General features: G+C 69.7%; 24 protein-coding genes and 1 pseudogene. 12 read left to right on the top strand and 13 right to left on the bottom strand.

Annotated elements, in window-relative coordinates; translation table 11 throughout:
* Positions 1 to 55: 55 nt before the first annotated feature.
* Positions 56 to 241 carry a ribbon-helix-helix protein, CopG family gene (locus J8I33_RS20125; RefSeq protein WP_006489181.1) on the top strand — a complete coding sequence of 62 codons (186 nt, stop codon included), beginning with the start codon at positions 56 to 58 and terminating at the stop codon, positions 239 to 241.
* A 63-nt stretch (positions 242 to 304) separates the two neighbouring features.
* Here J8I33_RS20125 and J8I33_RS20120 read toward each other — a convergent pair whose 3' ends face one another.
* Together J8I33_RS20120 and J8I33_RS20115 are read right to left on the bottom strand one after the other, a co-directional pair.
* Complete coding sequence (locus J8I33_RS20120; protein WP_209938919.1) at positions 305 to 1141, bottom strand: spermidine synthase; 837 nt, start codon at positions 1139 to 1141, stop codon at positions 305 to 307.
* Between the two features lie 81 nt (positions 1142 to 1222).
* The gene (locus tag J8I33_RS20115; protein ID WP_006489167.1) at positions 1223 to 1564 is read right to left on the bottom strand and encodes a zinc ribbon domain-containing protein YjdM; all 342 of its coding nucleotides are present in this window, start codon (positions 1562 to 1564) and stop codon (positions 1223 to 1225) included.
* Positions 1565 to 1704: 140 nt separating this feature from the next.
* On the opposite strand from J8I33_RS20115, the gene J8I33_RS34530 reads away from it, so the two are divergent.
* The 3 genes from J8I33_RS34530 to J8I33_RS20100 all read left to right on the top strand — a co-directional run bounded on the left by J8I33_RS34530 (position 1705) and on the right by J8I33_RS20100 (position 3202).
* On the top strand, positions 1705 to 2208 hold the full coding sequence (locus J8I33_RS34530) for an HPr family phosphocarrier protein (RefSeq protein ID WP_245172240.1): 504 nt from the start codon (positions 1705 to 1707) through the stop codon (positions 2206 to 2208).
* A gap of 65 nt (positions 2209 to 2273) precedes the next feature.
* Positions 2274 to 2495: a hypothetical protein gene (locus tag J8I33_RS20105; RefSeq protein ID WP_050017811.1), complete on the top strand. Its 222-nt coding sequence runs from the start codon at positions 2274 to 2276 to the stop codon at positions 2493 to 2495.
* A gap of 140 nt (positions 2496 to 2635) precedes the next feature.
* Positions 2636 to 3202, top strand: coding sequence for a GNAT family N-acetyltransferase (locus J8I33_RS20100; RefSeq protein WP_050017810.1), 567 nt, complete (start codon positions 2636 to 2638; stop codon positions 3200 to 3202).
* Positions 3203 to 3224: 22 nt separating this feature from the next.
* On the opposite strand, the gene J8I33_RS20095 is transcribed toward J8I33_RS20100, so the two are convergent.
* Positions 3225 to 3446: a hypothetical protein gene (locus J8I33_RS20095; RefSeq protein WP_050017809.1), complete on the bottom strand. Its 222-nt coding sequence runs from the start codon at positions 3444 to 3446 to the stop codon at positions 3225 to 3227.
* Between the two features lie 23 nt (positions 3447 to 3469).
* Positions 3470 to 3802, bottom strand: coding sequence for a hypothetical protein (locus tag J8I33_RS20090; RefSeq protein WP_209938918.1), 333 nt, complete (start codon positions 3800 to 3802; stop codon positions 3470 to 3472).
* Positions 3803 to 4386: 584 nt separating this feature from the next.
* Here J8I33_RS20090 and J8I33_RS20085 point away from each other — a divergent pair.
* On the top strand, positions 4387 to 5097 hold the full coding sequence (locus J8I33_RS20085; protein ID WP_209938916.1) for a response regulator: 711 nt from the start codon (positions 4387 to 4389) through the stop codon (positions 5095 to 5097).
* A gap of 63 nt (positions 5098 to 5160) precedes the next feature.
* Here J8I33_RS20085 and J8I33_RS20080 read toward each other — a convergent pair whose 3' ends face one another.
* The 3 genes from J8I33_RS20080 to J8I33_RS20070 form a co-directional block, all read right to left on the bottom strand.
* Complete coding sequence (locus J8I33_RS20080) at positions 5161 to 6792, bottom strand: efflux transporter outer membrane subunit (protein ID WP_245172238.1); 1632 nt, start codon at positions 6790 to 6792, stop codon at positions 5161 to 5163.
* A gap of 7 nt (positions 6793 to 6799) precedes the next feature.
* Positions 6800 to 8392 carry a DHA2 family efflux MFS transporter permease subunit gene (locus tag J8I33_RS20075; protein WP_209938908.1) on the bottom strand — a complete coding sequence of 531 codons (1593 nt, stop codon included), beginning with the start codon at positions 8390 to 8392 and terminating at the stop codon, positions 6800 to 6802.
* Positions 8393 to 8477: 85 nt separating this feature from the next.
* The gene (locus J8I33_RS20070) at positions 8478 to 9878 is read right to left on the bottom strand and encodes an HlyD family secretion protein (protein ID WP_124630975.1); all 1401 of its coding nucleotides are present in this window, start codon (positions 9876 to 9878) and stop codon (positions 8478 to 8480) included.
* Positions 9879 to 10037: 159 nt separating this feature from the next.
* On the opposite strand from J8I33_RS20070, the gene J8I33_RS20065 reads away from it, so the two are divergent.
* A complete protein-coding gene (locus tag J8I33_RS20065; protein ID WP_209938906.1) occupies positions 10038 to 10238 on the top strand; it encodes a hypothetical protein in 201 nt (66 codons plus the stop codon).
* 203 nt (positions 10239 to 10441) lie between these two features.
* The gene (locus tag J8I33_RS20060; protein WP_089490374.1) at positions 10442 to 10915 is read left to right on the top strand and encodes an NUDIX hydrolase; all 474 of its coding nucleotides are present in this window, start codon (positions 10442 to 10444) and stop codon (positions 10913 to 10915) included.
* Here the strand turns inward: J8I33_RS20060 and J8I33_RS20055 are convergent.
* The 5 genes from J8I33_RS20055 to J8I33_RS20035 form a co-directional block, all read right to left on the bottom strand.
* A complete protein-coding gene (locus J8I33_RS20055; protein ID WP_124593666.1) occupies positions 10890 to 11372 on the bottom strand; it encodes a DUF1641 domain-containing protein in 483 nt (160 codons plus the stop codon). The two genes, J8I33_RS20060 and J8I33_RS20055, sit on opposite strands and share 26 nt — an antisense overlap.
* A 114-nt stretch (positions 11373 to 11486) precedes the next feature.
* A complete protein-coding gene (locus J8I33_RS20050) occupies positions 11487 to 11966 on the bottom strand; it encodes a BON domain-containing protein (RefSeq protein ID WP_209938902.1) in 480 nt (159 codons plus the stop codon).
* A 181-nt stretch (positions 11967 to 12147) separates the two neighbouring features.
* Positions 12148 to 12654 (bottom strand): low affinity iron permease family protein, encoded by a 507-nt coding sequence (locus J8I33_RS20045; protein ID WP_209938895.1) that lies wholly within the window; start codon positions 12652 to 12654, stop codon positions 12148 to 12150.
* A 157-nt stretch (positions 12655 to 12811) separates the two neighbouring features.
* Positions 12812 to 13552, bottom strand: a complete 741-nt coding sequence (locus J8I33_RS20040) for an FRG domain-containing protein (protein ID WP_209938893.1) — start codon at positions 13550 to 13552, stop codon at positions 12812 to 12814.
* Between the two features lie 160 nt (positions 13553 to 13712).
* Entirely contained in the window at positions 13713 to 14096 is a 384-nt protein-coding gene (locus J8I33_RS20035; protein WP_050013928.1) for a DUF305 domain-containing protein, read from the bottom strand.
* Between the two features lie 169 nt (positions 14097 to 14265).
* Between J8I33_RS20035 and J8I33_RS20030 the strand changes: the two genes are divergently transcribed.
* The 5 genes from J8I33_RS20030 (at position 14266) to J8I33_RS20010 (ending at position 22112) form a co-directional block, all read left to right on the top strand.
* Entirely contained in the window at positions 14266 to 16113 is a 1848-nt protein-coding gene (locus tag J8I33_RS20030) for a thiamine pyrophosphate-requiring protein (RefSeq protein WP_209924407.1), read from the top strand.
* A gap of 300 nt (positions 16114 to 16413) precedes the next feature.
* The gene (gene coxB, locus J8I33_RS20025; RefSeq protein WP_209938891.1) at positions 16414 to 17475 is read left to right on the top strand and encodes a cytochrome c oxidase subunit II; all 1062 of its coding nucleotides are present in this window, start codon (positions 16414 to 16416) and stop codon (positions 17473 to 17475) included.
* 13 nt (positions 17476 to 17488) lie between these two features.
* Entirely contained in the window at positions 17489 to 20128 is a 2640-nt protein-coding gene (gene ctaD / locus J8I33_RS20020) for a cytochrome c oxidase subunit I (RefSeq protein WP_209938889.1), read from the top strand.
* The gene (locus J8I33_RS20015; RefSeq protein WP_050013932.1) at positions 20125 to 20526 is read left to right on the top strand and encodes a hypothetical protein; all 402 of its coding nucleotides are present in this window, start codon (positions 20125 to 20127) and stop codon (positions 20524 to 20526) included. The genes ctaD and J8I33_RS20015 overlap by 4 nt, the downstream gene beginning before the upstream one ends.
* Entirely contained in the window at positions 20517 to 22112 is a 1596-nt protein-coding gene (locus J8I33_RS20010; protein ID WP_209938887.1) for a cytochrome c, read from the top strand. Before J8I33_RS20015 ends, J8I33_RS20010 begins: the two co-directional genes overlap by 10 nt.
* A 107-nt stretch (positions 22113 to 22219) precedes the next feature.
* Here J8I33_RS20010 and J8I33_RS20005 read toward each other — a convergent pair.
* Positions 22220 to 22417: pseudogene (locus tag J8I33_RS20005) on the bottom strand (addiction module antidote protein); the annotation flags it as partial.
* Positions 22418 to 22445 lie beyond the last annotated feature (28 nt).

Below are 22445 nucleotides of genomic sequence, written 5' to 3'. Positions count from 1 at the left end.
GCCGACAGCGCATCGATTATAATTTGATTAACATACTGATCACTCTCGCCCCGTCATGGAAACGAAAACCGCCCGCCTGACCGTCCTGATCGATCCCGCGAAGAAGGAAGCCTTCGAGATGCTCTGCGCGGAGCAGGATCTTACGCCGTCGCAAGTCGTGCGGCAGTTGATCCGCGAATATCTCGACCGGCACGGCGTCACGTACAAGACTCGCAGCGCGATCGGCAAGCGCGTGAAGTAAGCGCGGCCGCAAAGGCGCGCGGCGTCGGCGCGGTAGCCACGGCCGCCGCCACCTCCGTCACCATCACGCGCCGATCTCCCAACGTTCGTGCGATTGCGCACGCCACACCAGCCGTCGCGGATCGATGCCCTCGCCGTGCTTCATGCGCCTCGCGGTGGCGGCCAGCTTCAGTTCTCCCGCCTGCGGGCACGCAAGCGCCCGCTCCAGCAGGATACGCAGCGACGGCAGCCGGCTGCCGTCCTTCCATGCGAATGCAACGAAGTTGTTGTCGTCGCCGCACGGCACCAGCGCATACGACGAGCCGAATACCGATCGCAACTGCTCGAGGTGCTGCGGCAATGCCGGATCGTCGTCCATGAAGTTGATCGCGAGCACGCCGGCTTCGCTCAAGCGCGCGCGGCACGCATCGAGAAATGTGCCGCCCGTACAGCGGCCGCGCATGCCGTCGGCGACGAATGCATCGTGCAGGATCACATCCGTGCGCACATCCGCCCGCTCCAGATGATCGGCGCCGTCGGCGCATACCACGCGAAAGCGCGCGTCGTCGGCAGGAATCCTGAACACGTCGCGCAGCGCGATCACGTCCGGATTGATCTCGACCGCGTCGATCGACGTGCCGGGCAGGTGGCGGTAGCAGTACTTCGCGAGCGACCCGCCGCCGAGCCCGAGCATGCAGATGTGCGCGGGCTCGGGCTGCAACAGCAGAAAGCCCATCATCACGCGCGTATAGCCGAGCGCGAGCCGCACCGGATCGCGCAGCGACATGAAGCTCTGGGTGCCGAGATGATCGAAGTGCAGCGAGACCGCGTGCTGCGTCTCCAGCACGAACGGCCGGCCGTCGTTCAGCGGCGTCGCCAGGAACCTGACGAACGCGTCGTAGGAAGTTCGATCCTCGGCCATGTGCGGGTAATCGGCTGACAAGCAGCGGCTGAAAAAGCAGCGAATGAAAACGCGGATGCAACGGTCGCCTGGACCGTGCGCTCAGACCTTCTTCAGGTAGCACGCCTTCAGCATGAAGCCGCCCATGTCGGTCTTGCAGTCGACCTCGTGATCGCCGCCGACGAGCCGGATGCTCTTGACCTTGGTGCCCATCTTCAGCGTGATCGACGAACCCTTCACGCGCAAGTCCTTGATCAGCACGACCGAATCGCCGTCCGACAGCACGTTGCCGTTCGCGTCCTTGACGACGTCGCCCGCCGGTTCGTCGCCGGCCTCGGCGCCGGCGTCGGCCGACCATTCATGGCCGCAGTCCGCGCACACGGTCAGCGCGCCGTCCGGGTAAGTGTTTTCCATCGCGCATTGCGGGCAGGCAGGGGCGTTCATTGCGGCTTCCATTCGGGGAGGGGTTCGGGTCGATCGACGATGCCGGGCGAGCACGTTGCGCGCCCGGAGGCGCGGCGACTCGCTCCGCCGGCAGTGCGGCGGGCCGGCATCGGCGCACACGGCATTATAATGCAATTCACATGATCTGGCGGATGCATTATAATCGTCCACTTCCGACAATCCGCGAACTTGAATGCGCCTTCGCAGCGGATGTCGGCACGTTCGCGCCGAATGGCGCGCGCAATCCGCCCGGCCGGCGCCCCGCGACCCTGCGGGAAATCGTGACATGCCGGCCGCCCGATGTCCGCAACACGTGCGCAACCGTGCACCGTGCATGTCGCGCACCGCCCCGCCCACCTGTCCGGAGGCTTTCCAGCATCGTGGCAACCGTTGTGTACGTTGAAATCGGCCCCGCATGGAACCGCAATCGCGGCCGCGCCGCGCGCGACGCGGCGGTCGACGCGGCACGCCGTTTCGACAGCGACATCCAGCTGATCGCGAACGGGCACCGCTGCAACGCAAAAGACAGCGGCGCGATCGCGTCGCTGCAGGTTCACGGCGGCACGTCGGCGCAGGTGCTCGCCACCGGCCCCGACGAGGAAGCGGCGCTGCACGCGCTGCTGCCGTTGCTGCAAGCAAGCTGACGCGTGCGCCGCCGATCCGGCGGCCACGCGCCGTCCATCCCGAAACGCCATTTCACGAGGAAGCGATGAACGAGACTCTCACGCCCAACACCCCCAATCTGTCGGCCTCCGCGATCTGGGCGCTCGAACGCCTCGCCGATGTTCGCTACGGCCGCGACGCGCCGGCGCTCGGCTGGTCGATCGCGCGGGAGCTCGTCAACGCCGGGTTCGTCAGCCATCCCGCGCACGGGCGCTCCGGCGCGTCGATCACGGCCGAAGGGCGCTCCTTTCTGAAAAGCCGCAAGTAACCCCTGCCACCGCCGAACCCCGGCCATCCGCGCGATGCGCATGCCTACCCCGATGCGGGCGGGGAATTGCGTCCGCATCGCCGTTTACGCGGTATCGTACGGGACCCAAGCGCGGCGCCCTGCGTCGCCGTCCCTTCCTCATGGAACGCCCGATGACAATCAGCGCCGTGCCACCCGTCTCGTCCCCGCCCGTTCTCGACACGCCACGCCTGATCCTCGAAGGCCACCCGCTCGGCGACTTCGACGCGCTCGCCGCGATGTGGGCGGAGCCCGGCGTCGTCGCGCACATCTTCAACGGCACGCCTTCCACGCCGCGCGACTCGTGGATGCGCATGCTCGCGTATCGCGGGCTGTGGCCGCTGCTCGGCTATGGGTACTGGGCGATTCGGGAAAAAGCGTCGGGCCGGTATGTCGGCGATCTCGGCTTCGCGGATTTCCACCGCAACATCGAGCCGTCGATTCGCGGCGTGCCGGAGGCCGGCTGGGCGCTGGCGACGTGGGCGCAAGGCAACGGCTATGCGACCGAGGCGCTCGCGGCCGCGCTCGCATGGCTCGACGCGCAGCAGCGATTCGAGCGCAGCGTGTGCCTGATCGCGCCGACCAACGTCGCGTCGATCCGGGTCGCGGAGAAAGCCGGTTACGGCGCGCCGCAGCGCATCCGCTTCAACGACGCGGAGTCGCTGATGTTTTCGCGCAAGCGTCGATAGGTTGGGCGAACCGGCGGGCGAGTCAGTCGGCGACCGGTTCGTAGCAATGCATGAAGAGGCCGTCGTCCATCGGCCAGCAGTTACCGCATTCGTCGCGCAGGATCCAGTCGCCCGGCTTCACCGAACGCCAGCCTTCCGGCGTCGCGACCGCCCACCCGCCGTGACGGCGCTCCACCCGTTCATGGTCGCCGTCCGCGAACCACCGCGTTGCATCGACGTGACCGGTGCGTTTCTTGAATTTCATTCCACCACCGAAGGAAGCGAGTCTTAGTGTCGCGTAGTCGCCGCGCCCGGATCGGGCAACCGCTGCTGCGCCCTCAGTGCGTTCGTTGCCAAGCGGGTTTCGTGCAACGCTTGCCAGCCCTCCGCGATGAGCGCCTCCAGCGTGTCGCGCGCGACCGTGGAAATCCTGACGTCCATCTCCTGCACCTTCATCAGCGCCGACACGACCGCGGCCGGTTGATTGGGTGCAAGCGCAACGATAAACGCCGAACGCATCTCGGCGGCCCGGACGGCCTCGTTCCAGTCGGCACGCGCCACCGCGGCTTCGATCGCGTGCGTGAGTGCATCGAGACGCTGGACGACTTGCAACGGCGTCATTTCGTTTCCCCGTGAATGATTCGTACTGTCCGCTTGCGGGCCCGTCGGGAGCCGGCGCGGCGTCGATTCGACCCACGCGCAGCCGGTTCCGCACCCGAGCAGCATGACGCGACGTGCCGTCGAAACCGGCCGTCGACGCGCTCGGGAACCAGCGGCGATCGCACGATGCGAGGCGCGTCAGTCAGGTTCGGGAATTGTAGGGAGCAGGATGCCCGGACGTCGGTAATATTTTGTAATGATATGTCGACTAACCTTGCCTGGCCTGGGTTCGGCCGGTGCGAACGACGTTCGCGACAGCGCATCGGCGCAAACGTTTTCGTCTGAAGGATGCCTGCTCGCGCATCGTCGCGAGCGCCGCGCCGGATCTCGCATCGACCCGTTTCGGCCGCGCGCGGCCCTGCCCCGCTCCCCCCCGCGTTTCACCCGGCAGCGGCGATTCCCCCATAGCTAAGCTCACCGAACGATTCAGAATTCGCCACATTCCGTTGGAATGTTGCGCAGTATCATCCACGTCGCTTCGGCTACGACGCGCTCGGACTGGGCCTGACCGCTCGCCACCTTCCCGTTTGCCCCTTCGTTTAGCGATGCCCATCCGAATCCTGCTCGTCGAAGACGACGTCCCGCTGTCCGCGCTGATCGCCGATTATCTGCGCAAGCATCATTACCTAGTGGATACGCTGTTCGACGGCGCCGGCGCGGTGCCGGCGATCGTCGCGAGCCGCCCCGACCTCGTGCTGCTCGACGTCAATCTGCCGGGCAAGGACGGCTTCGAGATCTGCCGCGAGGCGCGCATGCACTACGACGGCATCGTGATGATGGTGACGGGCCGCGACGAACCGTTCGACGAATTGCTCGGCCTGGAACTCGGCGCGGACGACTTTCTCCGCAAGCCGGTCGAGCCGCGCCTGCTGCTCGCGCGGATCAAGGCGCAGTTGCGGCGTACGCGCGCGCCGACGGGCGACCCCGTGCCGGATTCGCCGCAGCGATACGTGTTCGGCAAGTTCTCCATCGACCGGGCCGACCGCCGCGTGCATCTTCCGGACGGCAGCATGCCGCGCCTGACGTCGACCGAATTCGACCTGCTGTGGGCGCTCGCGTGCCGCGCCGGCGAGGTGGTCAGCCGGGAAGACCTGACGCTGCTGCTGCGCGGCATCGCGTTCGACGGCCTCGATCGCTCGATCGACGGCCGCATCTCGAAGCTGCGCCGCAAGCTGCGCGACGATGCGAACGAACCGAAACGGATCAAGACCATCCGCTCGAAGGGCTATCAGTTCAGCAAGCACGCGTGGGATTGAGGCCGCGCGTGAGCGGACGAGCTGCGTAGCGCGCGGCCCGCGATGCCCGGCGCGCGCTCGGGGCTACTGCGCCCGTGCCGTACCGGTATCCGTATCCGGTCCGGCCTGCCATCCACCGCCGAGCGCCTTGTACAGCGCGACGAGATCGGTCGTCGTCTGCAACGCGCCCTGCTCGGCCTGCTGCCGGCCCTCCGACCATTGCCGATCGGCGTCCAGTACGTCGAGGAACGGCGACAAACCCTTCCGGTATCGATCGCGCGCGAGGTCCAGCGCGCCCTGTTCGGCCCGCACCGCGTCGTCGAGCGCGGCCGCGCGCGCCTGGTCGGTGCGGTACACGGCCAGCGCATTGTCGACGTCGCGCAGCGCGACGAGCACGGCTTGCCGGTAAGCGAGCGCCGCTTCGGCCTGGCGCGCCTGCGACAGCCGCAGGTTCGACACGAGCTGCCCGCCGGAGAAGATCGGCAGCGATACGGCCGGCCCGAACGCATAGAACAGGTGCGACCAGTGCGCGAGTTCGCGCACGTGCGATGCGCGCAGGCCGACCTGCCCGGTCAACGAGACGTCCGGATAGAACTGCGCGACCGCGACGCCGACGTCGGCGGTGGCCGCGTGCAGCTCGGCCTCCGCGCGACGGATGTCGGGGCGTCGGCGCGCGAGTGTCGACGGCAGGCCGACCGGCACGGTCGGCGGCACGTCCGGCAACGCGCGCGGCGCGTCGAGCCAGTCGTCGAGCGCGCCCGGCGCGCCGCCGACCAGATACGCGAGACCGTTGCGCAGCAGCACGATCTGCTGGTCGAACTGCGGCAGTTGCGCGCGGATCTGCGCGAGCCGGGCCTCGGCGCTGCGCACGTCGAGATCGCTCGCGAGACCGTGCGCGGCTTGCTCGCGCGTCAGGTCGACCAGTTCGCGCTGCGCGCGTTGCAGGTCGTCAGCCAGCGCGCGTTGCGCTTGCGCGCCCCGCAGTTGCAGATAGGTCTGCGCGACTTCGGCCTCGAGCGACAGCAGCGCATCGTCGCGGCCCGCGACCGCCGCGCGCGTCTGCGCGCCGGCCGCTTCGACCGAGCGGCGCACGCGCCCGAACAGGTCCAGCTCCCACGATGCGTCGAACCCGGCCTGCCACAGGTTGACCGGCGATTCGAGCGCATCGAGCGCGCCGCGCGCGCCTTGCTGCACGCTCTCGCCGGTGCCCGGCCCGAACCGGTCGAGCGGCGAGCCCGGCGCGCCGAGACGATCGACGCGCTGGTCGATGCCCTGCTCCTCGACGATGCCTTTCAGGCCGAGCTGCTCGCGCTGGTAGCTCGCGTTCGCGCGCACGTCCGGCAAGCCCTGTGCGGCAGCGGCCCGCACCTGCGCGCGCGCCTGCGCGATGCGCAGCACGGCGGCCTGCACGTCGAGGTTGTCGTGCGCCGCGCGCTCGACGAGCTGGTCGAGCAGTGGATCGCCAAACGCGCGCCACCAGCGCGGATCGGGATCGGCGTCGACCGTCGGCGACGACCGTGCGGCGACGCCGGACGCGGGGGCGGCCGCCTGCCCGTCCGCCCGCATCGCATGCCAGATGTCCGGGACGTCCGCTTGCGGCGGCTGGTAGTCGGGTCCGACGGTGCAGCCCGCGACGATCGCGCATCCCGCGAATAGCGTCACCGCGCGGCACACGATGGGGCGAATCAGGTGGCGGCGACGATTGTTCCGATGCATGCGCATGTCAATGCCCTCCCGCGCCGCCCGCGGCCTTCGCCGGCGAGAACAGGAACGTCAGCGGAATGCTGAACGCGCAAAAGACCGCGAGGATCGCGAACACGTCGATATACGCGAGGATCGTCGCCTGCGCGATGAACGTCTCGTACAGCCGCCCGGTGGCCGTCTGCAGCGCGGATGACGGCGGCGCCCCCGTCAACGCGCCCACCGCGCGCGCGTTCTCCTGCAGCGCATCCTGGAAGTTCTGCGACAGCGTCGACATGTGCGTGGACAGATGCGCCATGCGCGCCTGCGTGCGCTCCCGGATCAGCGCGGTCGAAACCGAGATGCCGATCGAGCCCGCGACGTTGCGGAACATCGTGAACAGCGCGGACGCGTCGTCGTTGAGCCGCTGCGGCACGGTCAGGTACGCGAGCGTCGTGATCGGCACGAACATGAAGCCGATCGCGAGCGACTGCGCGCAGCGGATCATCATCAGGTGCGTGTAGTCGATGTCCGGCACCAGCGTGCGCGAATAGATCAGCGAAACGCACAGCAGCACGAAGCCGAACCCGACCAGATAGCGCGTCTGCATGTGCGGCATCAGCCGGCTCACGAGCGGAATCTCGAGCGTGATCAGCAGCGCGCCGGGCGACAGCACGAGCCCCGCGAGCGTCGCCGTGTAGCCGAGCCGCTGCTGCGCGAGCTGCGGCACGATCACCGCGCTGCCGTACAGCACGGCCGCGAACGTCGCGATCGTCACGCAGCCGAGCGCGAAATTGCGGTCGCGCAGGCACGACAAGTCGACCACCGGCTTCTTCGTGCGCAGCAGCCACAGCGTCGCGCCGACCAGCCCGAGCGCGGACAGCACGGCGAAGACGCGGATGAAGTTCGAGCCGAACCAGTCCTCGTCCTCGCCGCGATCGAGCATCACCTGCAGGCAGCCGAGCCCGATCGCGATCAGCCCGATGCCGATGTAGTCGATGGAAATCCCGCGTTCGGCGCCGCGCCGCCACGGCGGATCCTCGACGAGCTGCATCACCGCGAGCACGGTCAGCGCGCCGATCGGCACGTTGAGCAGGAACACCCAGCGCCACGAGAAATGGTCGGTGATCCAGCCGCCGAGCGTCGGCCCGAGCACCGGCGCGACGACGATCGCGATCGCCGAGATCGAGAACGCGCGGTTGCGCTGCGCGGGCGGGAACGTATCGAGGATGATCGACTGCTGGTTCGGCTGCAGCCCGCCGCCGAACAGCCCCTGCAGCACGCGGAACACGATCAGTTCGCCGAGGTTGGTCGCGACGCCGCACAGGAACGAGCACACGGTGAACGCGGCGATGCACAGCAGGAAGTAGCGCTTGCGGCCGAGCAGGCGTCCGAGGAACCCCGAGATCGGCAGCACGATGCCGTTCGCGACCAGATACGACGTGAGCGTCCAGGTCGCCTCGTCGTAGCTCGCCGACATCGTGCCGGCGATGTGCGGCAGCGCGACGTTGACGATCGTCGTGTCGAGCACCTCCATGAACGCGGCGAGCGTGACGACGATCGCGATGAGCCACGGGTTCGCGGCGGGACGCCATGTGCCATCGGATGCGCCGCTGCGCTCGGGCGGCCGGTTCATCGGCGGGCCTCGTCAGGCAAGAACGGCATGCGGGTATCGGGCATCGGATCGCTCCGGTCGACACCGGTCGCGGCACGGCGGCCGGTCATTTCAGGTGGACGGTCGGCACGGCCGACAGGCCGAGACCGAGCGGCGGACGGTTCGGCAGCGGGCCGTCGAGCACGATCTTCACCGGCACGCGCTGCACGATCTTCACGAAATTGCCGGTCGCGTTCTCGGTCGGGAATGCGGAGAAGCGCGAGCCGCTGCCGAGCTGGATGCTGTCGACGTGGCCGTGCAGATCGAGATCGGGATACGCGTCGACCGACACGTCGACGCGGTCGCCGACGCGCATCCGCTCGAGCTGCGACTCCTTGAAATTCGCGGTGATCCACACGCGCGGCGTGACGATCGAGAAGATCGACGTGCCCGCTTGCAGGAACGAGCCCAGTTGCACGTTGCGCCGCGTGACCCAGCCGTCGGACGGCGCACGCATCTCGCAGTACGACAGGTTCAGGTTGGCCGTCTCGAGCTGCGCGCGCGCCTGCAGCACCTGCTGGCGGCGCTCCTCGACGGCCGTCTCGGCCTGCCGGATCTGCTGCGGCACGAGGCTCGCGGTGCGCGCCTGCGCCTGGGCCATCGCGACGTTCGCGTCGGCGGTCGCGCGCTGCGCGTCGGCCGCGTCGATCGCCTGCTGCGAGGTTGCACGCGCATCGACCGCGCGCTGCCGTGCCTGCGCGGCGAGCGCCTGCCGGTACGCGGCTTCCGCGGATTCGATCTGCGCGCGCGCCTGCCGGTACTGGGCCGGATACTGCACGCGCGCGATGTCGAGCTGCACGCGCGCCGCATCGAGCTGCGCCTGCGCGAGACCGCGCTGCGCCTGCGCGGCGTCGACCTGTGCGCGGTAGTCGCGCGGATCGATCTCGACGAGCACGTCGCCGCGCCGCACGAACGTGTTGTCGTCGACCGCCAGCCGCGTCACGTAGCCGGACACGTGCGGCGCGACCGCGACCGCGTTGCCGTCGGTGTACGCATCGTCGGTGCTTTCCTGGTTGCGCGTCGCGAACCACCACACGAGCCCGCCGACGAGCAGCACGAACACCACCGCGCCGAGGATGATCAGCGGCTTCTTGCCGGGCCGCTTGCGTTCGCCTTCGCCGTTGTTGCCGTCTCCGTCGCCGCCGGTGCGGCCGCCGCGATCGTCGTGCGGATGGTGGTCGCCGCCACCGCCGCCCGGCGCGTCGGTCGGCCGCTCGCCGTTGCCGCCCGGCGCGGCGCCCGGGCCGCCGGCGCCGGACTGGCCGTCGCCCGCCCGCGCGACGGCGGGCGGCCGGCGCTCGAACGCCGGCCACGGCACGCGCAGCGGCGTCGACGGTACGACGCCGGCCATCGCCGGCGCAAGCGCGTCCGGCGCGCCGGCGCCGTCCCGTCCGGGCGTCGACGCGCGCCGGAACGCGACGCCGAATCGCTGACGAACGGATAACGGGCACAAGATCGCATCGGGCATGAAACGGAGCTCCAGGCGGCGGGCGCGGGCGTCATTGCCCGCGCCGACCTCAAGCGCGCGATCAAGCAAACAGCGGGCCCGGCAACGGGCTGCGTTCGACCGCGGCACGCCCGATGCGCGCTGCGTACGCTTCAACCGCCCCGACAGGACGCCCGAACCATGACACGCTCGACCTCACTCGACACCGACACACGCGACGAAGATCGCGGCGACAGCACGCCCGGCCCCGAGGGCAAGCGCCGCGGCACGACCACGCCGCCGCCACGCAGCGCGCACGACCCCGCCGAAAGCAAGCCGGCCGGGAAGGAAAACGGCACGTCGCCGCATCGTCCGCCATCCGGCGAACACGGCCGCACGTGATCGCCGCGCCTCGCGCGGCCCGCCCGCCGTCCCGAAGCGGCCGCACCGGACGGCGGCAGAAATGACAAGCCGTTGAAAATTCGCGGGCGACGATCGACGCGTTCGCCCGAATCGTCCACACGCCGCCCCGCGCGACGGCGACGCAGGAACGCACGTTGCGGCACCGGCGCATGGATCTTTCAATCACCCACCCCCTGCCCTGCATGACGCTACCCGACCCGTCCGATTTCCCCGTCCGCGCGGTGCCGCTCGCGCCGCTGGCGAAGGAACGCGCCACGATCGTCTGCGTTCGCAACCGGCGCGTGCTGCTGGTCGCGCGCGGGCGATCGTCGCGCTGGACGCTGCCGGGCGGCGTGATCCGGCGCGGCGAATCGGCACTCGACGCCGCGCATCGCGAGCTTCGGGAGGAAACGGGACTTGTCGATCTCGAGCTCGCGTATTTCTTCTACGTGGACGGCAGCGTGAAGCGCCATCACGTGTTCGTCGCGAGTCTGCCGCGCGGCGCGCACGCGTGCCCGGGCCGCGAAATCGCGCTGTGCCGCTGGGTCGGCATCGACGCGGTATCGCACTGGCCGGCGAGCGCGCCGACGCAGCGCATCATCCGTCAGTTCGCGGGCCTGTGCATCGCCAGCGGCTTGCAACCGGACGCGGTCACGCGCCTTTCGTCGTCTCGTTGAGCCCGGCGACCGGCGGCTGCGGATCGCGCGCGAGCCCTTGCGCGAAGACTTTCAGCCCTTCGAGCAGCGGCGTCAACGCATCCCACAGCGCCGCGTCGTGCAGCAGGCGATAGATGCCGCGCACGCCGGGCGCGACATGCTCGTGCTGCGCCGGCTGCCACGCGCCGACGTGATGCAGCGCGTCGGCCGCCGCGAACGCGGCGCGACCGAACTGTTCCGGCGGAATGCGCGACAGCGCCGTCACCAGCATCGCGAGATTCTGCATGCCGCTCTGCATGCCGGGCTTGTCGAGCGCGTCGACGAACGTGTCGGCGAGCCGCGCGTTCGCGCTGACGACCTCGTTCGCGAAGCGCAGGAAGCCGTGCCGATGCAGGCTGCCGAGCAGGTGTTCGAGCGCGTCGTGCGCGCCGGGCTCCGGATGCGGGGGCGTCGTATCGGGGGGCTGGCGGTCGGTCATGGGCTTGCTCCGGTTGAGGCGCCAGGCTGCCGTCGTACCGGCAGCCGTGCGTGCGCCGAATGCGTGTCGTACTCGTTCGCCGGCCCCCCGCCAGTGCGGGCAGCCGCGGCCGCGTCAGTGCGAATGACCGTCGGGCGACGCCTTGTATTCGCTGCGCGCGCCCATCGCGTCCTCGACGTGATGCACGCCGTGCAGCGCGGCGACGCCGTCGATCAGCGCCTGCCGTTCGGCCTCCTCGACCTGTCCGGTCAGGCACACGTTGCCGTGCTCGACGCTGACGTCGATGTCGCGCGGGCGACCGACGAGCCGGCCGAGCGCCGCACGCACGCGCTCGGCGACCTGCACGTCGTTCGCATCGCCCGAGAGCCAGTCGGCCCGCAGGCCGGCGATCGCGCCGCGCGCATGGTCGGCCGCACGCTTCACCTGCGTATTCGCGTAATCGGTCACGCCGTGCCGGCCCGCGGCCGCCTTGTCGCGCAGATAAGCGCGACGACGCCGGCCGGACGACGGATCGAGGAAGTACATCGCGGCCGCCCCGCAGGCGACGGCCACCGCAATATTCAACAGCGGATTCGAAGGAGTTCTGGAGTTCATGGAAGCACCATACGCAATACCCGGAACGACCGGGCTTCGTCTCGGTGTGCAGCACGTGCCGTTCCCCGCTGCAGGCGGCGCGTGCACGCGGTCGCGCCGCGACGCGGCGCCGGAAACGACAAGCGTTTGAAAAATCATCGGGCCGCGCACCGCTCGATCGGAGGATCCGAAGATCCGGCGATCACGATGCGGGCGGCGTGTCGGCCGTTTCCGCGCGCGTCCCGCCCGGCTCGTCGTCGCCGCGCTCGGCCGCCCGCTGCGCCATTTCCACGTAGGTCTGCGCCAACGCGCGCAATTCTTCCTCCGACGCATCCTCGATCCCGATCAGCCGGTCGCTCGCCGCGCGCGTGACCGCGAGCAGTTCGTCGAGCTTCAGGTGCAACGCCACGCTGTCGCGATTCTGGTTGCGCTGCAGCAGGAACACCATCAGGAACGTGATGATCGTGGTGCCGGTATTGATCACGAGCTGCCACGCGTCGGAGTAGTGAAACAGCGGCCCGCTGACGAGCCACAGCACGGTGATGGCGACCGCGCTGCCGAACGCCACCGGCGAGCCGGCCCAGGTGGTCACGCCCGACGCAAAGCGTTCGAACGCGCGGGTGACGGTGTTCCCGGCCGGCCGGGAACCGGCGCCGGGCTCGCACGCCTTGTCGCGACGGCCGCTCGGGGGTTCGTGGGGTTTGCGCATGAATGCCTCCGGATTCGATCGTTTGTTTGAATGCGCGCATGAGCCGCCTTGCCGCCCGCCGCGAACCGGTCGCAAGCTGGGGACTTGGGGTTCGGTCCCGTGTGCGCGCCGTCCAGACGAGCATCGCGCGTGCCCGGCCGCACGGCCCGCGCGGGGGTTACTGCGGCGAGTGCGTGTCCTCGTCGTCCGGGAAATAGCGCGTGTCGGTCAGTTGCGCGATGCCGTCCAGATCCGGAAAGATCGTCGCGATGCTCACGCCGACGCCGGCCAACTCCTGCCGGATCGTCGCGAACCGGCCGCCCGGCACGACGATCCGCATGACGCGGCCGGCGAGGTCCGCGTCCTCGTCGAGCGGCACGAAGCGCTCGCCACGCGGGTCATAACGGTGGATCGTGAACCAGCCGTCCTGCGCGGTGATCCTCGGCATCACGTGACGCGGCCGGAACACCTTGGTGCGCGTGACCTCCAGCGGCGCGCGCCGTTCGGCGGCGGTCGCGATGTCGTCGGCGTCGTGCGACAGGCACCACACCACGCCGTCTCCGCCCGATTCGCTCGCGCGCCTGACCGCGAACCACAGCGCGGCCAGCGCGTTGCCGGACCAGTCGAGCAAGCGCGTGCGCATCCCGTGCTGCTGCGCGAGCGCGAGCCAGTCGCACGCATCGAGGTTCTGTCCGGGTTCGAGATGCGGCAGCGCGCGCCGCGTGAATTCGTCGAGCATCCGCGCTTCGACGTCGGGCGACGCGCGCTGCCGCGCGATACCCGGCACGAGCGGCCAGCCCGCGTTGCACTGGCCGCGAAACAGCCGCAGCGCCATCGTCTGCCGCTGCGCGCCGATCACGGCCATGTAGTCGGCCACGCTGTCGATCGCGCGATCTTCGGCCGCACGCTTATCGTCCATGCATCGTGCCTCCTGCCGCGGCTGCCCGTGCGCGCGGCCATTGCGTCGGCGCGGGTCCGGGATCGGCGCTTGCATCGCCGCTCGCCGGCCGCGGAACGGCCGGAACGGCCGGGACGGCCGGCTGCGTATCGCCCTGCGTATCTCCGTGTCGCATCGCGGTTCACCGCGTCGTGCCGTGCTCCCTCTGCCAGCGCTCCATCAGCGCGATCTCGTCGCGCTGCGCGGCGACGATCCGGCTCGCGAGCTGACGCAGCGTCGGGTCCTTGCCGTATTTGAGCTCGACCTGCGCCATGTCGATCGCGCCCTGATGATGCGGCGCCATGTGCGCGACGAAATCGCGGTCGGCGTCGCCCGTGTATGGCGCGCTGTCCATCGCTTCCATCATCTTGCGGTCGGCGCGCTTGAACGCCTGCGTGGACGTGTCGGGCACGCTGGCTGGATTGGGAGGACGCAACTGTGCCGCCACGGGCAGCGCCGCTGCGCACGCGGCCAGCAACGCGCAGGCTGCACCGCGGCGTATGAACGAACGGTTGAATGCAGACATGTGACGATTCCTCGACAAGAAAGTGAACGGTTCGCGTGCGGCATCCTCGCTCGTCAGCACACGTCGTATCGGCCACAGGCGGGCAACCGATGTGCCCGACGCACGCAGCGCGGCACGTGCCTTGCGCGGCCGCCTCGCATCGGCTCATCCGGGACCAAGGAGAAACGGCATGGCGACAGTGGCGGATTTCATCGTCGAGCGGCTGTACGACTGGGGCGTGCGCCGCATCTACGGCTACCCGGGCGACGGCATCAACGGATTTTTCGGCGCGCTGAACCGCGCGGACGGCAAGATCGAATTCATCCAGGCGCGCCACGAGGAGATGGCGGCCTTCATGGCGTCCGCGCATGCAAAATTTACAGGCGAGCTCGGCGTATGCGTCGCGACGTCGGGCCCGGGCGCCGCGCACCTCGTGACGGGCCTCTACGACGCACGGCTCGACCACATGCCGGTGCTCGCGATCGTCGGCCAGCAGGCGCGCGCGGCACTCGGCGGCCACTACCAGCAGGAAGTGGATCTTCCGGCGCTTTTCAAGGACGTTGCAGGCGCATTCGTTCAGCTTGCGACGGTGCCGGGCCAGGTGCGCCATCTGGTGGACCGCGCGGTGCGCACCGCGCTCGGCGCGCGCGCGGTCACCGCGCTCGTGCTGCCGAACGACCTGCAGGAACTCGACTACGCGCCGCCGAAACGCGCGCACGGCACCGTGCATTCGGGGGTCGGCTATACCGCGCCGAAAGTCGTGCCGTATGCGGACGACCTGCGACGCGCGGCCGACGTGCTCAACGCGGGCTCGAAAGTCGCGCTGCTGGTCGGCGCCGGCGCGCTGAAGGCGACCGACGAAGTGATCGCGGTAGCAGACAAGCTCGGCGCGGGCGCCGCGAAAGCACTGCTCGGCAAGGCCGCGCTGCCGGACGACCTGCCGTGGGTCACCGGCTCGATCGGGCTGCTCGGCACCAAGCCGAGCTACGCGCTGATGACCGAATGCGACACGCTGCTGGTCGTCGGCTCCGGTTTTCCGTATTCGGAATTCCTGCCGAAGGAAGGCCAGGCGCGCGGCGTGCAGATCGACCTGAAGGCCGACATGCTGAGCCTGCGCTACCCGATGGAAGTCAATCTGGTCGGCGACAGCGCCGAGACGCTGCGCGCGCTGCTGCCGCTCTTGAACGAGCGGCGCGACACCGCGTGGCGCGACCGGATCGCGAAATGGAACCGCGACTGGCACGACACGCTCGCGGCGCGCGCGGCCGCGAAGGCGAGCGCCGGGCGCGGCGTGAATCCGCAGCGCGCGTTTACCGAGCTGTCGCCGCGCCTGCCCGACGACGTGATCCTGACGAGCGATTCGGGCTCCTGCGCGAACTGGTATGCGCGCGACCTGATGATGCGGCGCGGGATGATGGGCTCGCTGTCCGGCGGGCTTGCGTCGATGGGCGCCGCGGTGCCCTACGCGATCGCCGCGAAATTCGCGCATCCGGTGCGCCCGGTGATCGCGATGGTCGGCGACGGCGCGATGCAGATGAACAACATGGCCGAGCTGATTACCGTCGCGAAATACTGGCGCCAGTGGCCCGATCCGCGCTGGATCTGCATGGTGCTGAACAACGAGGACCTGAACCAGGTCACGTGGGAGCAGCGCGTGATGGAAGGCGACCCGAAGTTCGACGCGTCGCAGCGGATCCCGAACGTGCCGTACTACCGCTTCGCGACGCTGCTCGGCCTCAAGGGTATCTACGTCGACGATCCGGAACAGCTCGGCGCCGCGTGGGACGAAGCGCTCGCGTCCGACCGGCCGGTCGTGCTCGAAGTGAAGAGCGACCCGGAGGTGCCGCCGCTGCCGCCGCACGTGACGCTGCAGCAGGCGAAGCATTTCGCCGAAACGCTGGTGAGGGGCGATCCGCGCGAGGGCAACGTGATCGTCGAGACCGCGCGGCAGGTGTTGTCGGCCGTGCTGCCGGGCGACCACGGCGACAAGGCCGACAAGGCCGGCAAGGGCAGCAAGGACGGGAAAGGCGAATCGTAAGGCCGCGGGACGGCGCGACGTTCACGGTCGGTTCTGGCGTTTTGCGATGATGGCCGGCACGCCGCCGCTGTCGCTGTCGCGCCGTTCCGGAACTTGATCCGCACAGCAAACGACCTTCCGCCCGCCACACGCGCGCGTAAAAACGCGTCACTCAATTTACAAGCCGGCTGTGACGTACCGGCCGTTGCGCGCGGCATTCCGCACCCCCGCACGACTGCATACGTGCGAGCCGCGCGCGCACGAAACTTGCGCTGCCGCGAACGGTTGTCGTCACGCCGCCGAATGCGGCAAGGAGTCGCGTTGCTCGTCCCGCTGTCCAGGAACACGCGTCATATCGCATGCATCGCGCCGTTCGCTTGGGCGGCCGCGCCGATCGTCGCGCGCGCGGCCGCCGAGCGTGCCGAGCCCGGCAATCCGGCCGCGCCGCTGCCGCTCGCGTACGTGATCCACGCGGCAGGCCCCGCCGCGCAGCCGGTCTTCGTGCTCGGCTGGGCGCTGCTCGCGCTGTGCTCGTTCGTGTGCGTCGCGATCGCGGTGCTGCTGCTGATCGCGCTGTTTCGTCGTCGCGCGCAGGCGGGCGGCGGCTACGGCAGCGGGCTGACGATCGTGACCGTGGGCACCGCGATCTCGATCCTGCTGCTGTTCGGCGCGCTCGTGTACATGCTGCGCGTGCTGGGCGCGATCGCGGCGCCGCCGCGTCCGCCCGCGCTGACGATCGTCGTCACCGCGCAAGACTGGTGGTGGGCCGTTCGTTATCCGGACGATGCGAACGGCCCGGGCTTCGTCACCGCGAACGAAATCCATATTCCGGTGGGCGAGCCCGTCGCGATCGAACTGAAGAGCGCCGACGTGATCCATGCGTTCTGGGTGCCGCAACTCGCCGGCAAGACGCAGACGATTCCCGGCCAGACCAACCGCCAATGGCTGCAGGCCGACCGGCCGGGCATCTACCGCGGCCAATGCTCGCAATACTGCGGCGCGCAGCATGCGCACATGGCGTTCGAAGTCGTGGCCGAGCCGCCGGACGCGTTTCGTGCGTGGCTCGCCGCGCAGCGCCAACCGGCCCAGGCACCCACGGCGAGCGCCGGCGCCGAACGACGCGGCCAGCGCGTGTTCGCCGCGCGCTGCGCGGGCTGCCACGCGGTGCGCGGCACCGACGCGACGGGCGACACGGGCCCCGATCTCACGCACGTCGGCACGCGCCGGCTGCTCGCGGCCGGCACGCTCGACAACACGCCCGACAACCTGCGCCGCTGGATCGCGCATGCGCAGCAAATCAAGCCGCAATCGCTGATGCCGTCGATCGCGCTCGCGCCGCGCGACGCCGACGATCTCTCCGCGTATCTCGCGACGCTGCACTGAACCGAGGATGCCGATGGCCATTGCCCGCGACACGCCCGCCCCGCTCAGCCGCGTACCCGATCTCGGCGACGCGCCGCCCGGTTCCGCGCACGAGCGCGCGCTGGCCGAGCTGTGGGAATCGGAACCCGGCTGGCGCGGCTGGCTCGGCACCGTCGATCACAAGCGCATCGGGCTGCGCTACATCGTCACCGCGTTCGCATTCCTGCTGCTCGGCGGCGTCGAGGCGCTCCTGATGCGCATCCAGCTCGCGCGGCCGAACGCGACGCTGCTCACGCCCGCGCAATACGATTCGCTGTTCACGATGCACGGCGTCACGATGATCTTCCTGTACGCGCTGCCCGTGCTGTCCGGCTTCGCGAACTATCTGTGGCCGCTGATGCTCGGCTCCCGCGACATGGCGTTTCCGCGGCTGAACGCGTTCTCGTACTGGGCGTTCCTGTTCGCCGGGCTGTTCCTGTACGCGAGCTTTCCGCTCGGCGCGGTGCCGGACGGCGGCTGGTTCAACTACGTGCCGCTCACGTCGCTCGACTACAGCGCCGGCGCGAACATCGACATCTACGCGCTCGGGATGATCCTGCTCGGCATCTCGACGACCGGCGGCGCCGCGAACTTCGTCGTCACGCTGCTGCGGATGCGCGCACACGGCATGTCGATCGACCGGGTGCCGATCATCGTGTGGGGCACGCTGACCGCGTCGGTCGCGAACCTCGTCGCGGTGCCGTCGGTGAGCCTCGCGTTCCTGCTGCTGTGGCTCGACCGCAATGCCGGCACGCATTTCTTCGACGTCGCGCACGGCGGCCGTCCGCTGTTGTGGCAGCACCTGTTCTGGATGTTCGCGCATCCGTGGGTCTACGTGGTCGTGCTGCCGGCAATGGGGATCGTGTCGGACGCGCTGCCGACCTTCTGCCGACGCCCGCTCGTCGCATACGAGGCCGTCGCGGTATCGACGGTGGCGACGATGCTGATCGGCTTCGAGGTGTGGGTCCATCACATGTTCGCGACGGGCATCGCGCCGCTCGCGCTCGCGTTCTTCGGCGCCGCGAGCATGCTGATCTCGATTCCGAGCGCGGTCGCGGTGTTCGCATGGATCGCGACGATCTGGACCGGCCGCCCCGTGTTTCGCACGCCGTTCCTGTATTTCGCGGGCTTCGTGCTGATGTTCGTGATCGGCGGCGTGTCCGGCGTGATGACCGCGGCCGTGCCGCTCGACTGGCAGCTCACCGATACGTACTTCGTCGTCGCGCACCTGCACTACGTGCTACTCGGCATCAACGTGTTTCCGGTGCTCGGCGGCGTCGCGTACTGGTTCCCGAAATTCACCGGGCGGATGATGAACGAGCGCTTCGGCAAGCTGACCTTCTGGGTCGTGCTGGTCGGCTTCAATCTCGGGTTCTTCCCGATGCATATTTCCGGGCTGCTCGGGATGCCGCGCCGCATCTATACCTATCCGTCCGGGATGGGCTGGGACACGTCGAACCTGCTGACGACGATCGGCTCGTTCGTGTTCGGGATCGGCATCGTGATGTTCGTCGTCAACGCGCTGGTGAGCGCGCGGCGCGGCGTGCGCGCCAGCGAGAATCCGTGGGGCGCGGCGGGCCTCGAATGGTCGGTCGCGTCGCCGACGCCCGTGTACAACTTCGCGGTGCTGCCGCTCGTCGCGTCGCGGCATCCGCTGTGGGAAACGCGCGACGATCCGGCGCGCACCAGCCTGCGGGTCGGCTACCGGCTCGCCGATGGGCGCGAGGCGCTCGCGGTCACGCCGCTCGCCGCCGCGCCGAGCGCGATCCTGAAGATGCCCGAAGACAGCTGCATGCCGTTCGTGCTCGCGCTGCTCGCGACCGCCGTGTTCGCGGCGATGCTCGCGCGCTCGCCGACGCTCGTGTGCGTGGCAGTCGCCGGTTGCGCGATCGCGACCGCCGCGTGGCTGTGGCCGCGCCGCGAACTCGGACAACGCGCGCGCCTGCCGGTCCGCGCCGACACGCAGGCGCCTGCCGCGGCCGCCGGGCGTCATCCGGACGAGCCGCCGTCGGCGACGGCGCCGGCAGCCGCGCCGGCCGCGTGCATCGAGCCGCTGCCGGTCGGCAGTTGCGGCGAACGCGCGGGCGGCTGGTGGGGCATGCTCACGCTGATCGTGACCGAGGCCGGGCTGTTCGGCTACCTGCTGTTCTGCTACTTCTACCTACAGTCGCAGTGGTCCGCACCGTGGCCGCCCGAAGGGATGCCGAAGATCGGGCTCGCGGCCGCCAACACGGTCGTGCTGCTGTCGAGCAGCGTGTTCGTGTGGCTCGCCGAGCGCGCGGTGCGGGCCGGCCGGCAGGCGCGCGCGGTCGCGCTGCTCGTCGTCGCGCTCGTGCTCGGCACCGTGTTCGCGCTGGTTCAGTTGCACGAATGGCGCGATCATCCGTACGGCCCGACCGCGCACCTGTACGGCAGCCTCTACTTCACGATCACCGGGTTCCACCTCGCGCACGTCGTGGCCGGTCTCGCGATCCTCGCGCTGCTCGCCGCGTGGACGGCCGCCGGTTTCTTCGGCCGCGAGCGACGCGTCGCGCTGACGGTCGGCGGGTTCTACTGGCACTTCGTCGACATCGTGTGGCTGTTCATCTTCACCGCGCTGTATGTATCGCCGTTCTGGCTGAGGAGCACGGGATGAGCGATGCACGACGCGCGTGGACACCGTTGCTCGCGATCGCGGCGGGCCTCGTCGGCGCGCCCGCGCTGTGGTTCGCGCAAATGCTGGTGTCGGAGACGCTCGCGTCCACCGCGTGCTATCCGCTCGGTGTCGCGCAGGCCGCGCCGCGCTGGGCGCACGTCGGCGTGTGGCTCGCGCTGATCGCCGCGGGCGCGTTCGCGCTGGCCGCGGCCTGCGCGACCTGGCTCGCGCACGCGTGGCGGCACCGGCACGATGCCGATGCGCGTGCCGCGACGCGCGACGGCAGTACGCGCTTTCTCGCGCGCTGCGGCATGCTCGCGGCGCTCGGTTTCGTGATCGGTCTGGTGTTTACGGGGATCGTCACCGCTTTCGTGGGGCCTTGCAGTCCATGGCGCTGATCCCGTTCGCTTCGTTTCCGTTTCCGTTCCCGTTCCGAGCTCTGGGCCACCGCGCGGGTGTCGCGTTTGCGGTATGCATCGCGCTCGGCGGATGCGACATGCAGCGCGACGACAACGCGGCCGCGGCCGGCGACACGGCCGACGCCGCGTCGGCGGCGGAAGCGCCCGAGCCCGCATCGGGCTGGCGGTTCGTGCGGATTCGCGCGTCGGCGGCCGATGCCGGCGCGTCAATGTCCGCTCGCGTGAAGGACGACCGTCGGCTGTCACGCGACCGGGACGCGTCAGTGGCGGATGCGACATCGTCCGCGGCGCCCACTCCGCCGCCCGATGCTGCGTCTGCCTCGACTGCCCGCCGCCCGATAATCGCGGCGGCGGCCGCGAGCGCCGACGCCGCGACGCTCGCACGCGGCCGCTATCTCGCGCTCGCCGGCGATTGCGCCGCGTGCCACGACGCGGCCGACCATACGCCGTACGCGGGCGGCCAGCCGGTGAATTCGCCGTTCGGGCCGATCTATGCGCCGAACATCACGCCGGACCCGACGCACGGCATAGGCCACTACACGCTACGGCAATTCGACGATGCGATGCGGCGCGGCGTGCGCGCGGACGGCAGCCGGTTGTATCCGGCCATGCCGTACCCGTCGTTCGCGCACCTGAGCGACGACGACGTGCGCGCGCTGTATGCGTATTTCATGCGCGGCGTCGCGCCGTCCGCGAATGCGGCGAAACTCACGCAACTGCCGTTTCCGTTCAACCAGCGCTGGGCGCTCGGGCTGTGGAGCCTCGTGTTCGCGAACCGCGACCGGTTCACGCCGCAGCCGTCGCAATCGGCGCAATGGAATCGCGGCGCGTATCTCGTACAGGGGCTCGGCCATTGCGGCGCGTGCCATACGCCGCGCGGGCCGGCCTACAACGAACGCGGCTACGACGAACGCAGCCCCGCGTTCCTGACCGGCGGCATCAACGACCACTGGTTCGCGCCGAACCTGACCGGCGCGGTTCCGGGCGGCCTCGGCCGGTGGTCGGCCGACGACATCGCCGCGTTCCTCCGCAGCGGTCATGCGGCGCGCGGCGCGGTGTTCGGCGCGATGGCGCCGGTCGTCGGCGAAAGCACGGCGTTGCTGACGGAGGACGATCGTCGTGCGATCGCCGTGTACCTCAAGTCGTTGCCCGCGCAACCGACTGCCGCGACGAATCCGCTCGGTGTCGGTGTCCCGCGGCTGACGGTTGCCGGCCCGCGTCCGGAAGGCGGCCAGCAGGCGCCGGGGGCCGGCGTGTATGCGGGGTTCTGTGCACGCTGCCATGGCGCCGAAGGTAAAGGCGTGCCGGATCACGGGCCGGCGCTCGCGGGCAGCTCGATCGTGCTCGCGGCCGATCCGACGACCACGATCCGGATCGTGGTCGAAGGTGCGCAGCCCACGCCAGGCAAGCCGGGGCCGGTGCAGCGGATGCCGGCGATGCGCGGCGCGCTGACGAGCGGCGAGATCGCGGCGGTGGTCAGCTACGTGCGCGGGGCGTGGGGGAATCGGGCGGCGCCGGTGTCGGAGCAGGATGTGAGGCGGTTGCGGGGGGCGATCAAGCGGTAGCGGCGTGCTGCTCGCGGGGCTTCCCCTGCGATGCCGGCCGGATCAATGCGGACCGGCCCGGCACGAATGTTTCAGCCCGGCCCTGACGATATCAGCCGTGGGCCGCCGCGGTAGAGCGCTTCACGCTTCACACCGGACTTGCGCGCCAGCGCCGTCATGCCGCGCGCCTTCGCGACATTCCCGAGCGCGGCCTGGATCAGTCGAGGATCCCCATCTTCGAACGCCTGCGCCAGGTCGTGACGAATCGCTTCTTCGTCCTTCAGGTACTTCGAGCCATCGAATTCGGCCAGTTCGCTGATTTTCATCTTCAATCCTCCAGTGCTGATCGCGGCG

This window comes from Burkholderia sp. AcTa6-5 (genome assembly GCF_017815075.1).
Taxonomy (GTDB): domain Bacteria; phylum Pseudomonadota; class Gammaproteobacteria; order Burkholderiales; family Burkholderiaceae; genus Burkholderia; species Burkholderia sola.
Note: the sequence above shows the minus strand (reverse complement) of the source record. Positions and strands in the feature narration are given on the sequence as shown.